This is a genomic window from Vibrio sp. MOR3 (genome assembly GCF_001557775.1).
Taxonomy (GTDB): Bacteria; Pseudomonadota; Gammaproteobacteria; order Enterobacterales; family Vibrionaceae; genus Vibrio; species Vibrio jasicida.
Window position 1 is genome coordinate 282,926 of record NZ_LNRD01000005.1, and the last position, 12,623, is coordinate 295,548.

The following is a 12,623-nucleotide window of genomic DNA, read 5'->3' on the forward strand; positions in this document are numbered from 1 at the left end:
ATTACTTCGCTGGTGGCAGTTCAATGCCTAGTTCATCGCGTTTTCGCTTACTCAAGCCAAGTGCAACCAAACGATAAGATTCTGATAAATAGTACTTTAGATCTTCGTCTAGGCGTCCGGAGGTTTCCGTTTGCTGAATCCATTTCATGCCTCGGTTAGCGAAATAAGGGGCAGGAATATAACCCTCATAATCGCTTAAAAAATCGAAGTTTAAAGGGGAAGTCTTAAACGTAAATGCAGGCTGCTTGTCTTTACTCCAGCCACCAATAGCAAACACCTTTCCGCCTACTTTCCAAACGTGCGCATCACCCCATTGAACAACATGAGAAGTGGCAGTGAATGAGCCGCAGAATTGATTAAATTCATCGTATGTCATTGGGTTACCTCAATAGTGATTAGCTTAAATTTTGGGCTAGCTTAGTGATGTGTGCAATCAAAGCCAAGTGAGATTCTGAGGTTTCCCTTCTATGGCGATAGATGCCGACAGTACCCGGCTTGGGCTGTGATTCCACGGTTAAGATTTTCAACCCTAACGATTGTAAGTAATCGCTCAGGTGGCTGGTATAAGACATCACAGCTATGCCACTTTTTAGTACATCAATACTCGCAAGTAACGAATCGACTTCGTAAGTTGGACGGTTATCAAGTTGCTGACGTTCCCTTTCGTTTTGCTTGGGAATTGGGTTGTCTAAAACATGGTTAAACTTTTTTGCATCATAGGTGACGGATAGGGCGGGGTATTCATGGAGCATTTGTTTCGTCACCATTTTACCCAAAAGTGGATGATTGGGAGAAACAAAGTATGCGTCAACAGTCTGAAATAAAGGAATAAAAGTAACATCACACTTTGACGACAACCCTACAATTTCATGACCAATGAAGAATTCAATTTGCTCATTAATCAAAGAATCCATTAAACCCAAATGATTGCCAAATTCGACGTGTGTGGATGCGGATGGTTGCTGAGACAAATGTTCATCTAAGGCTTGCTTTACGAACAAAGGCCACCACGCGTCTCCAGTTCCTATTTTTATTTTGCCGACTTGATACTGCTTCCTCTCTTCAATGCCTTGCATCATTTGATTGTATTCGTGCTGCATCGCATCGCTATGACGATAGAGAATACGACCAAATTCGGTTAGAACCATACCGCTTTGGTGGCGTTCAAAGAGTGTGACGCCAAGAGACTCTTCCAGCTTTTTTAAATTACTCGTCATTGTTGGTTGGCTTAGTCCGGCCATCCTTGCGGCGGCACTTATGCTTTGACAACGAGCAATCAGTAAAAATTGCTGTAGAGATTTGTCCATTGTTATTCCCCTTTTTGAAACAAGGTTTCTTGGGGGTATTGTGCACAATTTCTTTTATAAATCACAAATCTGCTATCTGACATAATTGAATTTATTAGTGTTTCATAGATCTAAATCACTATTGGTGAGCAACATATAGATGTTGTCTATAAAGCTTGCGATGTTACCTATTTTTCTCTGAAGAGCGTCTTCCTTAGACTGTCGCCAAAATAACAATCTAAGGGATGAACATGAAACCAAGTTTTATAGCGCTTGCTGTTGCTGCAACGATGGGGTTAGTTGGATGTGGTTCAGATTCTGATACCACGGAGGTGGTCGATAAATCGATTATTTCGGAAGACCTTTACTTACGCGGATTGAATGGCGATTGGGGGACTGCAGAACACGCGAAGCTGAACTATTTAGGGAACAATGAATATGAAACGGTGTTGCGTGTAGCGCGAGGCAGTAACCAGTTCAAGATTGCCGATCCTGGCTGGCAAATCCAATACACTCATTTTGAACAGCCTGCGATGTTTGATGAGGCTCAGGATTACTTACCAAAACCAGAAACGAATGAAGCATGTATGAATGACGACTGCAATTCGGAAATCACGTTTGAAGATAAAGGTTACTATAAGTTCTCTGTGAGTTTTGCGGATGAAAGCAGCGCGACGATGACCGTAACAAAAGCCACGCAGGAAGAGGCAGAGAAGTATTACTCAGATGCTATTTTGGATCCTGAAATGGTGCATGAGGGGCATCAAAATAAAGAACTAAAACTGTTCCGAAACTATGATGACAGTAATGAAACTGTGACATTTTCAGTCAAGGATCCTAAAGCAGAACTGCGTGAATTTGGCATCTCAACTACGACGGAACTGCGAGACGCTCTGGATCAAGGCATGGTGATTACGGAGAAAGAAGGGCCGCGTGTTGTATCTGGCGATCTCGCGTTTGATGCACTGTTCGCTTTGACTATGAAAGAGCTCGATCAACTTGCGGTGTCTGAGATCAAAGACGGCAATTACAACTACAACAAACCAATAAAGGCAGAAGTGTTTGAGACAGGTGCCAAGTGGCATTACGTTTGGACTCGTGATTTGGCATATGCGGCCGACCTTTCCCTTGCATTGATGAATCCTACGCGTGTTGAAAACGGTTTGGAATTCAAGTTATCAGCCTTCCGAGACTCAACAGATCAACAATACGATGGTGAGCAAATCGTCCAAGATACAGGCACTGGTGGCAGTTGGCCGATCAGTACCGATCGAACAACATGGGCGTTAGGGGCAGAACGTTTACTGTCGGCACTGGATGGCGAAGCTTACAACCAATTTGCAGAGCGCGCTTACAACGCAGTTAGCAACACGCTAGAAGCCGACCGTTTAGCGGCGTTTGATCAAGATTCAGGCCTTTACACGGGTGAACAGTCTTTCTTGGACTGGCGTGAACAGACATATTCTACTTGGACGCCAGATGATGTTAATGCGATTGGTAGTAGCAAGGCGCTATCAACAAACGTGGTTCACTATCGAGCAATGCGCTTAGCGGCGAAGTTGGCAGAACAATTTGACTCAAAAAACGCGGTGAAATACGCAGATTGGGCTGAGCAGTTAAAAACGGCAATCAATACTGAGTTTTGGAATGAACAGCGTGGTATGTACGTGAGTTACTTGTTCGATAACGGGCAAGATATTGCTGTCGACAAATATGACATGCTCGGGGAAGCGCTGGCGATCATAAGCGGTATTGCAAGCAATGAACAAGCGAAGCAAATCATGGAAAACTACCCTCATAGTGAGTTTGGTGTGCCAGTTTATTTCCCTCAACAGCCAGGTGTTCCGGTTTATCACAACCGTGCGATTTGGCCATTTGTCACCGCATATAGCTTGCGTGCTGCACATCGTACTCAAAACGTGGCAGCGGCTAACAATGCGATTCAATCCCTAGTTCGCGGTACCGCAACGAACCTATCAAATATGGAAAACTTGGAGTGGTTGTCTGGCAAATCGTTCATTATTCACAGTGATCATGGTGCAGATGCTTCTTTAGATGGCCCTGTGATCAACTCGCAGCGCCAGCTATGGTCGGTAGGTGGTTACCTCAATATGGTGGTCGAAACTATCTTTGGTATTCACACTGAAACAGGGCAATTGGAAGTTAAACCGTTCATTACAGGATGGGTTCGCAATCAACTTTTTGCTCAATCAGATCAGATTACATTGGAGAACTTTAGCTTCAAGGGTAAAAGCTACTCTGTGACGGTTCACTTGCCAGAAGTACAAGATGAGTCAAACGGTTACTATCCAGTGGAAGAGGTGACGGTTGATGATAATGGTCACTACCAAGTCACCTTGGGTAGCCTTGCTGCTGACGACAGCAGTATAAAAGTGGTTGATGGAGTTAAACCTTACGCAACGGAGAGCGAAAAAGTCTTTTCTCCAAAAGAGCCTGAGCTCGATGTCGCTCGCACCAATAATAATGTGACGATTGGTGTAACTAGTGACTACAACATTAACTTGTACCGCAATGGTCAACTGATCCAAAGTAATGTTAACGGAAAAGAGTACAGCGATACCTTAAGCGGTTTTGCGTGTTATTTGGCTGAGAGTATTAATGAACAAGGCTTCCGTTCTAACCCAAGTGAACCGGTTTGTGTTGGCGAAGATATTCGCGTCAAACTCGAGGGTGATTACCAACCGCTAAAAGACGATGTATCGGTAGTCACTGTCAGCAAAGATAGTGGTGATGTAAATGGTCTGAGTGCTTTCACCGTCCCTACCAACGGGCAATACCAATTGGCGGCGTGGTATAACAATAACCTAGGTCAACTAAACACCGGTATTACTAACGCAGTGAAAGAGCTCGAAGTTCTCGACGAATCTGGTCAGTCAGTTGGTAAAGGTTACATTCAAATGGGCCATATTGGTGAGAACAAAGGTATGCGTTACTCAACACCGATTGAAGTTTCCTTGGAACAAGGCAAATCATACCGACTGGTTCTCAAAGACCATTTCAATATGAGTTACTTGAAATCTAATGAAACCTACATTTACTCAGGTGGCGTAGATGGCGAGATGAATGAAGCGCAGATTGCTGATATCCGCATCACACCGCTTCAATAACGTGAATTGAAGTTCTAAGAAAAAGCCGCTGAGATGATCAGCGGCTTTCTATTTAAGTAACCACTGGATGTTCGTTTTAACGTGAATGTTCAGAAAAGTGCTCACCAGCGTTTGGATTCCGACATGCTAGTGGAGAGATGGTCGATAAAGGCTCTTAATAACGGTGTGACTTGTTTACGCGTGCCATAGATGGCATGAACGCCTAACGTTTTTGGGTGCCATTCCGGTAACAACTGAATCAACTTACCCTCAGTGAGCATATCCTTCACTGTTGGGTAGGGCTGTAAGCTGATTCCGTTACCATTTAAGGCGGCAGCAAGCAGTACTTCTGGGGTATTCGCGCTGATATTGCCTTTGATGGAGACTGATTCATCACCGTTTGGCCCAGAGAATATCCACTCAGAACGACCAAAATAGCTAAAGGAAAGACAATTGTGGTGTCCTAGGTCTTGGGCGTTTAACGGTGCGCCTTTTTGTTCTATGTATTTGGGGGACGTACATATCACCGAGCGGCATTCACCTAATTGCTTTGCTACGACATTAGCAGGTAACTCATTGGTGATACGTATGGCAAGATCAATGCGTGATTCCACGAGGTTTACGGTTTCATCTGTCGACACAATATCAATCGCCACATCAGGCCACTGTTCAACAAAGCTTGTGATTGCGTCAATTAGGAAGCTACTCACAATGGAATAGCTCGCGGTAATACGCAATTGACCTTTTAGATTCACTCGATTTTGATTTCGGATTCCGCTTAGGGATTCTTCAAGTGCAAGTAACTCTCGTGCAATCTCAAGCGTCTCTTTCCCTGCACTGGTTAAACTGAGGCTTCGAGTTGTGCGGTGGAGCAGACGAGTATCCATCCACTTTTCGAGCTCACCTAAATAACGTGTCACTTTAGTTCGCGAAAGATCGAGATGCTCAGCGGCAGCACTTAAGCTTCCTCGCTCTACGATCGTGACAAAGACATTCATTGCCTCAAGTCTGTCCATTCTGTTGCTTCACCTTAAGAAAATCACCGTCACAGTATATGTCCGGATTTCGCAACAGTGAAAGTTAATTTGCTATCTATTTCATCTAAAACCAATCAAATAAGATGACCTCAACATGAAACGAGCCGCATGAGTTGGTTCTCTAACACGGAATAAGATGATGAATAAGCGTTCAATTACTCTACTGATCACCGCACTAGCGGCATCGAACTATGTGTCGGCTGCGGACTTAACGATTACCCACTACAACCCCGGTGAAAATGCGATCTTTCCTGCAAGCTCTGTGCTTGTTTCTGGTGAAAAAGAGCTGATGTTGTTTGACGCACAATTTAGCGTCAAAGACGGAAAAAAGTTGGTGGAACAGATTAAAAAGAGTGGCAAAGAGCTGTCGATGATTTACATCAGCAGCGGTGACCCCGACTATTATTTTGGCTTAGAGCCTATTGTTGCTGCATTCCCTGATGTCAAAGTGGTAGCGAGTGAAGCGGTTGTTAAACATATCGAACGAACAAAAGACGCGAAACTGGCGTACTGGGGACCTATTTTGGAAGAGGGGGCACCATCAAAAATTGTTGTGCCTACTGTACTCAATGACACCACTCTGACGCTTGAAGGTAAGCGCATTGAAGTAAAAGAAATCAATACTCATGATGCTTACCTTTGGGTGCCTGCGAAGAAAACTGTATTTGGTGGTGTATCGGTTTACAGTGGTGTTCATGTTTGGATGGCGGACACTCAGTCGAAACAAGAGCGTGCTCAATGGTCTCAATCGTTGGAGCGCATGAAAGCACTGAAACCAAAGACCGTGATTCCGGGACACTACCTTGGTGATATGCCGAAAGGTGTGGAAGGTGTTCAATTCACCATGAACTATATCGCAGACATTGAGCAGACGTTAGAAAAATCGGGCACGCCATCATCAAGCGAGATTTCGGCAGCGATGAAGGCTAAGTACCCACAATTTGCTGCAACAGAAGGCGATCTTGAACTGGGTGCGAAAGTGCTAAGTGGTGAAATGGAGTGGCATTAATCTAAGCCTGTTATTCGCCATACTACCCAAAAACAGCCCCTCATTGTGAGGGGCTGTTTTTTATTATTTTGCTGCTTGCGGACGTGGCTTACGACGTTGTCCTGATGGCTTGTTGCCTGACGGTTTACCGTTTGAAGGCTTTGCGCCAGCTGGTTTGCCGCTGTTAGGCTTGCGGTTACCTGATGGTTTGCCACCGTTACCGTTTTTATTTGCGCCCGGCTTGTTCGCTCCAGACTGGTTGCTATTCGGCTTGTTACCGCTTGGCTTGCCGTTTGAACGAGCTTGACCGTCACGATTGCCTTTTGGTTTACCAGCGCCGCCTTTACCTGCTTCACCTTTGCCGTTTTTGTTGTCGCTGTTGAAGCGACGCTTTGGTTTGTTGTTACCGCCGCTGTTTTTCTTCTCAGCGGTTTGACTGTTTTCACCTTCTGCTTTTGGCTTCTTAGGCTTTTTCGGTTTCTTAGGCTTGATTGGGCGAGTATCCAATTTAGATTCTGGAACCACATTGGTTGGTGCAAAGCCCGCTAGCTCTTTACGTGGAAGCAGTTGTTGAATCAAACGTTCGATGGCAAAAAGCTCTGATGCTTCAAGTGCGCACACTAGAGAAATCGCTTTACCAACTTCTCCAGCACGGCCTGTACGACCGATTCGGTGAACGTAATCTTCTGCCACTTTTGGTAGCTCGAAGTTAACCACTTGAGGAAGCTGAGGAATATCGATACCGCGTGCAGCGATGTCTGTTGCTACCAGCACACGAATCTCGCCAGATTTAAAATCAGCCAACGCTTTAGTACGAGCACCTTGGCTCTTGTTACCGTGGATCGCTGCCGCTGGTAGCTTTTCGTCCACTAAGAATTTCGCCAGGCGGTTTGCACCGTGTTTAGTGCGAGTGAAGACCAGTACTTGTTTCCAATCACCATCTTTGATCAGTTTTACCAGCATCGGCGCTTTCTTCTTCACGTCTGATGGGTAAATGCTTTGCTCTACAGTGCGTGCTGTCGAGTTTGCAGGGTTCACTGAAATCTCAATCGGGTTGTTCACAAGGCCTTTCGCAAGGTCACGAATCTCATTAGAGAATGTCGCAGAGAACAGTAGGTTTTGACGTTGCTTAGGCAGCAAATCAAGAATCTTACGAATGTCGCGGATAAAGCCCATATCCAGCATGCGGTCCGCTTCGTCCAATACGAGTACTTCTAGTTGGTCGAACTTCACCGCGTTTTGGCTGTAAAGATCCATCAAGCGGCCTGGGGTTGCAACCAATACGTCAGCACCTTTACGTAGACGCTGCATTTGTGGGTTGATCTTAACACCACCGAACACAACAGCACTGTTTAACGATAGGTGACGGCTGTACATGAACACGTTTTCTTGTACTTGAGCTGCAAGTTCACGCGTGGGTGTAAGAATAAGTGCACGAACATGATTACTACGAACGCGAGGGCCGTTTGACAAGCGTTCTAGGATTGGCAGCGTAAAGCCCGCTGTTTTACCCGTACCAGTCTGCGCTGCTGCCATGACGTCTTTCCCTTCCAGAATTGCAGGAATTGCTTGAGCCTGAATTGGCGAAGGGGTGTCGTAGCCTTTTTCCTGAATAGCTTTAAGGATTGGAGCAGATAGACCTAACGAGGTAAAACCCATATGTATGATTCTCAATTGTTGAGTTAGATAACAAGGCGTCGAATTTATGTGCGACGCGAAAAGTGCGCCATTCTGAGGCTTTTAGGCGTCGGCTTCAACTATTTCTGTTACCGATGAATACTTGATCCAGATCTCACTTCCGAATCGGTGACAGCGGCTGGGGATGACCTCTCTGTGTTTTTAAAATAGGTGGAGGTGGGACTTTATTGGGGCTGTTACTATATTTTTCTTTTGAATCATAAGCTTTGGTTGTTTTTCAATGTCTCAGTGAAAGTCAGAGACTTGGTAGTTCAGCTCACTTATCCAAAATTCATTGTCTAGGTGGGCTTGCATCATTCTTTTTTGTTGTCCGTTTTCTAGAGTAATAAGATAGAGTCCGGACGTGAGTCCTTCGACCATATAAAAGCCATCCTTCTCTATTTTACTTGAGAATTCCATATCGTTGGCAATGTGTTTGAAATGGAGATAGCTGTGGTCTTCAAGTGAGCCTTCGATTACTCCATCAATACCAAAAGAGGCGATCAAAACCACGGATATTTGTGTAACCCCCGCTTGGCGAGTATTGACTAGAATGGGATTGTGTTGCGTTGTTAAGTTGAGGTCGAGGGCGCTCTCATCAACATGGATAGAAAGGTTATCGTGGGCAGGAACTTGATGGAAAACAAACTCGCCGTTTTCATCACTCATCGCGAATTGGTCAAGCACACGCAAATTGACATTTGGGATCACGTTGCCTTGTTGATCGACGACGGTGCCGACGAGCTTGGCATAACTGTATTTGCTCCAATCTAATATTTCGGCAATGTTGTCGTCGAAATGGCTGCGAATCCCGGCCTCCGTAGTAAGCTCAATACCATAATGTTCGTGGTTGCCGAACAGTTTTATTTTGAAGCTTGAGTTTACGCGTGCTTCTAACGTTGCGGATAATTCAACATCGTTATTGGTATAACTGGCAGACAGGTTCGACATCACTTCTTCAAAATACTGCCCATAGTTAATCCAGCAATCGGTACAAATATTTCGCAACGAAGCTTCAGTTTGTTCAAGAGAACCGGATTTATCCCATGCCCCTTTTACACGCCATGAGGTATCAGAAAAGCCATTCTTGGCGAGCTCAATAGTATGTAAAAAGTCGTCGATATCTTCTATCTGGTCGCGTGTGTAATTGGATTCAACGCGGAGAAAAAGGTTACGTGCAACTTTTGCACTGAGTTGAGGTGAGATTTGGTACTTATCATCTTCACGTCTTAAATCAAGGTAGGCGTTATAGTAAGGGCCTGAAAAGCTGTATTTTAAAGCGTCATACAACTCGGAATTCCGCGTGAAATTCACCGTCTTGTTGAGCTCTAAGCTTAACGATTGTGTGCGACCAAACTGCATATCCAACTCAATAGGAAAACGTTGTAATTCAGGAATCCAACCCACATGCATTGCAAGCCAGTGGCGTGGGAGATAGCGTGTTTGGAAAGCCAAGAGCGTGTCGTGGTCTGCAATTAACGCGGTGCTGCCAAAAGTGAGGTAATCATCAATGCCATATTCCAAAATACCTGCGCCAACTTTTGCCTTTTCAAAGTCGGCGATGAGATCTATCCCCCATTGCCCTTTTGGAAGGAAGCCACCATCCAAACCTGCGATAATTACTTCCTCTTGCTGCCAAACACCTTTGGCCAAGTAATAACGGAAAGTGAGAGTATCGCCCGGTGCAATGTTACTTTCTTCTATCACAAAGCGACCAAAATCATCAGAGCGGTATGAGCTTTGATAAACCCCGTTGACTAAAAGATCGATGTTGATGTTTGGCTGGGTTGTCCTTTCCAATTGAAGGTTGCCAAATTTTGGCACCGTTTTGTGGTTGGAGTAGTGAAAGCCATTTTCGAGAATCACAGGATTCGAGTAGAGACCACCATCCAATAACACATGTCCAAGTTCAACTCGGTTGTGGTTGTCTGGTTGAGCGATTGTGATGTTGTAGTATGCCACTGGATGATCTTCTCGTGAATCTACAGACATTTGGCCAATCCAATTTTCTGTACTCAATAGAGAATCGGAGAGCAGGTGTCCTCCCTCCTTGTTATCGCTCTCATATGACGCGGTTGCGGAAAGGCGAGTGGAAAAGCCCAACGTTGATAGCGGTCTGACTGAGGGTTGTCGAGTCAACTGTTCGAGTCGTTTGGCTCTATCTCGAGAATCACGTTTGAGTTTTTGAATTTCCTCCTCTAATTCAGAGGGGGATTTATAGCCCTTGTCGATGATGAGTTGGTAGTCTTCGATATACCAACGAGCTTTAACGGGTAAGCAGTCATTAAGGCTACGCCAATGGATAAGCCATTCCTCTTCATAAAAAAGGATCTGGATAGGCTGTTGCGTTGAATTTGATCGGTAACATACGTGACGGCTTAGGTCGATAATGAAAGCGGGGGTTTCTCGTGCCAGGTCTTGAGGTAGGTGTATTTCACAACGCTTATGAACACAGTTTCCGTGCATTTCCAATAAGTAAGCAATACTGCTCTCGATAGGCAGGTAGGGCTGTTCCTCGTCATCCATCATAACACGATAAAAACTGTCCCCCACATTACCCAAACGAACCTCGATGTGAGCAGGATACAAGGCTAACTGCGATGGTTCGTTGGCGAATAACGGAAAAGATAGGGCGAAGATCATTGACAAGCACAGCCCAATGTAACGTAGTCTCATTCTCGTTAGATTGGGCTTAGTACGCGAATCGATGTAAGGGAGGTTACAAGGTGCATTCGTGTAGTGATTGTTCGTCTTGTGTGATAAGAATCTTACTCTTGGCCGGAAGTCGTTTCACGAGCTCAGATTGTCGAAGCAATACCAGCCTCTCTTGATGATTATCGGTGTTGAGCATCGCATTAAATTGATATCTGCCTTTGTTTTGGATGCGTAACTCACCTTGTTTACATTGGATGGATACGTCTTGTTGAACCTCGCCGCGTTGTGCGTAAACCGGGATGTAGCTGTTTACTCGGAAGTCGAGAGCAAAAGAGGGCCCAGAGCTTTGAGCGTCTGCGGTTTGGCTTTGAACCAAAGTGATAGGAGAGAACCACAAGTAAGCTCTATATTCGCCGTTGTCTTTATCTGCTGGTAAAGCGCTAAACCTCAAGCGAATCGTACGTCGTTGGTTTGGCTTTAACTCCCGAATTATCGGCGGAGATACTTTGATCCACTTTGTAATATCTTCCGTTTGCGCGATGTCTTTATCGGTGCGGGTGACACCTCTCGAAGTGATAGGGCGATAAACTGGCTTAATTTCAAGCCTAATGGGTTTGTCTGAGTTGTTTTCTACGATGATCTTCTCTGTCACTGATCGATCCGCATTCAGCACCAAACGGGTGGGAGCAATCAACAATTGCGCATAGCTAGGGAATGAGACAAATATTGTCGTGAGTAATAGAACTAGGTGCTTCATCGATAATTAACCTCAAAAGGAATGGTGCCAGAGTAGCTGCCTGCTGGAAATTTTGCGCCTATCCGAATTTTTGCGCCGATACACAACAATTTGCTTCTTCCGTTGCTGTTTATTTTTGCGCGCCCGCGTTTAGATAAACCACACCCATAAAAAATTCGACGAACCTTAATTTTTCGAGATGATTTGTCATGATTAAGGTATTGGTTGTTAGGTACGGTGACGGTAATTTTTCGCCCCGGGTCACCGTCTACATAAAAACGGACAACGTAAAGTTGACTGTGGGTTGGGTTGGAAACTGCATTTTGACCTCGTCCAGATAAATATATTCCTGGGAAAGTGATATCCATATTTTCTGGGACGATCGTCAATGCCAAGCAACTTTGATGAGTTAATAAAAATAACCATAAATAAAAAGCGACTTTTAATGGCATGATATTCTTATTTTGATAATGGCGGCATTAAAATATTGCCGCCATTTCATTAAACAATACTATTGATTACTGGTAAGTAACATCAACTGGAACGCTAGCAGAGTACGTACCTGCGACAAGCGTTGCTGTTGATACTTGTGCGGTGCCCCCAATTTTAAGTTCAGCAGTTCCACCTGTTAGTGTCAACGCAGGAGAGAAGTCGAAGGTTGCTGCAACGTTGTTTGCGCCATTTACAAGGTTAGTACCAGAGATAGCAACATCAACCACTTCGCCAGCGCCGCCGTCGATAGTGAATGTTGCAGCGCCCGCATCACCTTGGGCAATGACAACATCTGTTGTACGGTCTGATGTGATAATACCGAAATCAAGATTAGACGTTCTGGTCATAGTGATCGCTTGTTTTACTTCTAACGTTGCGTCGAAAGTATCGCTAACGGCAAAAGCATTCATTGATGAAAAGGTGATAGCAGATAGCGCAGTAACTTTTACAAATGTATTCATTTCTTTACCTGTTGTGTTTTGGTTTGAGTAAAACATTCTTATATATGAGACAAATAACTAGGGGTTGGTACATTTGTCAGTTGAATAAAATACACAGAAAGCATAGCTTGTAAAAATATTTCTATAATTAGATAGTTTATATATAAATAAGTTGAATATTATTCAATATAAGTATTATCAAGCT

General features: G+C 44.5%; 10 protein-coding genes. 2 read left to right on the forward strand and 8 right to left on the reverse strand.

Annotated elements, in window-relative coordinates:
- Position 1 precedes the first annotated feature (1 nt).
- Both ATB76_RS13090 and ATB76_RS13095 read right to left on the reverse strand, forming a co-directional pair.
- Positions 2-376: an MmcQ/YjbR family DNA-binding protein gene (locus ATB76_RS13090; protein WP_038876689.1), complete on the reverse strand. Its 375-nt coding sequence runs from the start codon at positions 374-376 to the stop codon at positions 2-4.
- 19 nt (positions 377-395) lie between these two features.
- The gene (locus ATB76_RS13095; protein ID WP_061035413.1) at positions 396-1,307 is read right to left on the reverse strand and encodes a LysR family transcriptional regulator; all 912 of its coding nucleotides are present in this window, start codon (positions 1,305-1,307) and stop codon (positions 396-398) included.
- Positions 1,308-1,537: 230 nt separating this feature from the next.
- Here ATB76_RS13095 and ATB76_RS13100 point away from each other — a divergent pair, with 230 nt between their 5' ends.
- Positions 1,538-4,414 (forward strand): amylo-alpha-1,6-glucosidase, encoded by a 2,877-nt coding sequence (locus tag ATB76_RS13100; RefSeq protein WP_061035414.1) that lies wholly within the window; start codon positions 1,538-1,540, stop codon positions 4,412-4,414.
- 101 nt (positions 4,415-4,515) lie between these two features.
- On the opposite strand, the gene ATB76_RS13105 is transcribed toward ATB76_RS13100, so the two are convergent.
- Positions 4,516-5,409 carry a LysR family transcriptional regulator gene (locus tag ATB76_RS13105; protein WP_038865081.1) on the reverse strand — a complete coding sequence of 298 codons (894 nt, stop codon included), beginning with the start codon at positions 5,407-5,409 and terminating at the stop codon, positions 4,516-4,518.
- A gap of 160 nt (positions 5,410-5,569) precedes the next feature.
- Here ATB76_RS13105 and ATB76_RS13110 point away from each other — a divergent pair, with 160 nt between their 5' ends.
- Complete coding sequence (locus tag ATB76_RS13110; protein ID WP_061035415.1) at positions 5,570-6,439, forward strand: Vmh family MBL fold metallo-hydrolase; 870 nt, start codon at positions 5,570-5,572, stop codon at positions 6,437-6,439.
- A gap of 63 nt (positions 6,440-6,502) precedes the next feature.
- Here ATB76_RS13110 and ATB76_RS13115 read toward each other — a convergent pair whose 3' ends face one another.
- The 5 genes from ATB76_RS13115 to ATB76_RS13130 form a co-directional block, all read right to left on the reverse strand.
- Positions 6,503-8,077, reverse strand: coding sequence for a DEAD/DEAH box helicase (locus tag ATB76_RS13115; protein WP_042602141.1), 1,575 nt, complete (start codon positions 8,075-8,077; stop codon positions 6,503-6,505).
- Positions 8,078-8,341: 264 nt separating this feature from the next.
- Positions 8,342-10,738 (reverse strand): carboxypeptidase-like regulatory domain-containing protein, encoded by a 2,397-nt coding sequence (locus tag ATB76_RS13120; protein ID WP_240538039.1) that lies wholly within the window; start codon positions 10,736-10,738, stop codon positions 8,342-8,344.
- Positions 10,739-10,814: 76 nt separating this feature from the next.
- Positions 10,815-11,507, reverse strand: a complete 693-nt coding sequence (locus ATB76_RS13125) for a fimbria/pilus periplasmic chaperone (protein WP_061035416.1) — start codon at positions 11,505-11,507, stop codon at positions 10,815-10,817.
- A complete protein-coding gene (locus ATB76_RS27235; protein WP_081094909.1) occupies positions 11,504-11,938 on the reverse strand; it encodes a DUF4402 domain-containing protein in 435 nt (144 codons plus the stop codon). The genes ATB76_RS13125 and ATB76_RS27235 overlap by 4 nt, the downstream gene beginning before the upstream one ends.
- Positions 11,939-12,004: 66 nt before the next feature.
- On the reverse strand, positions 12,005-12,439 hold the full coding sequence (locus ATB76_RS13130) for a DUF4402 domain-containing protein (protein WP_038865086.1): 435 nt from the start codon (positions 12,437-12,439) through the stop codon (positions 12,005-12,007).
- Between the last annotated feature and the right edge of the window lie 184 nt (positions 12,440-12,623).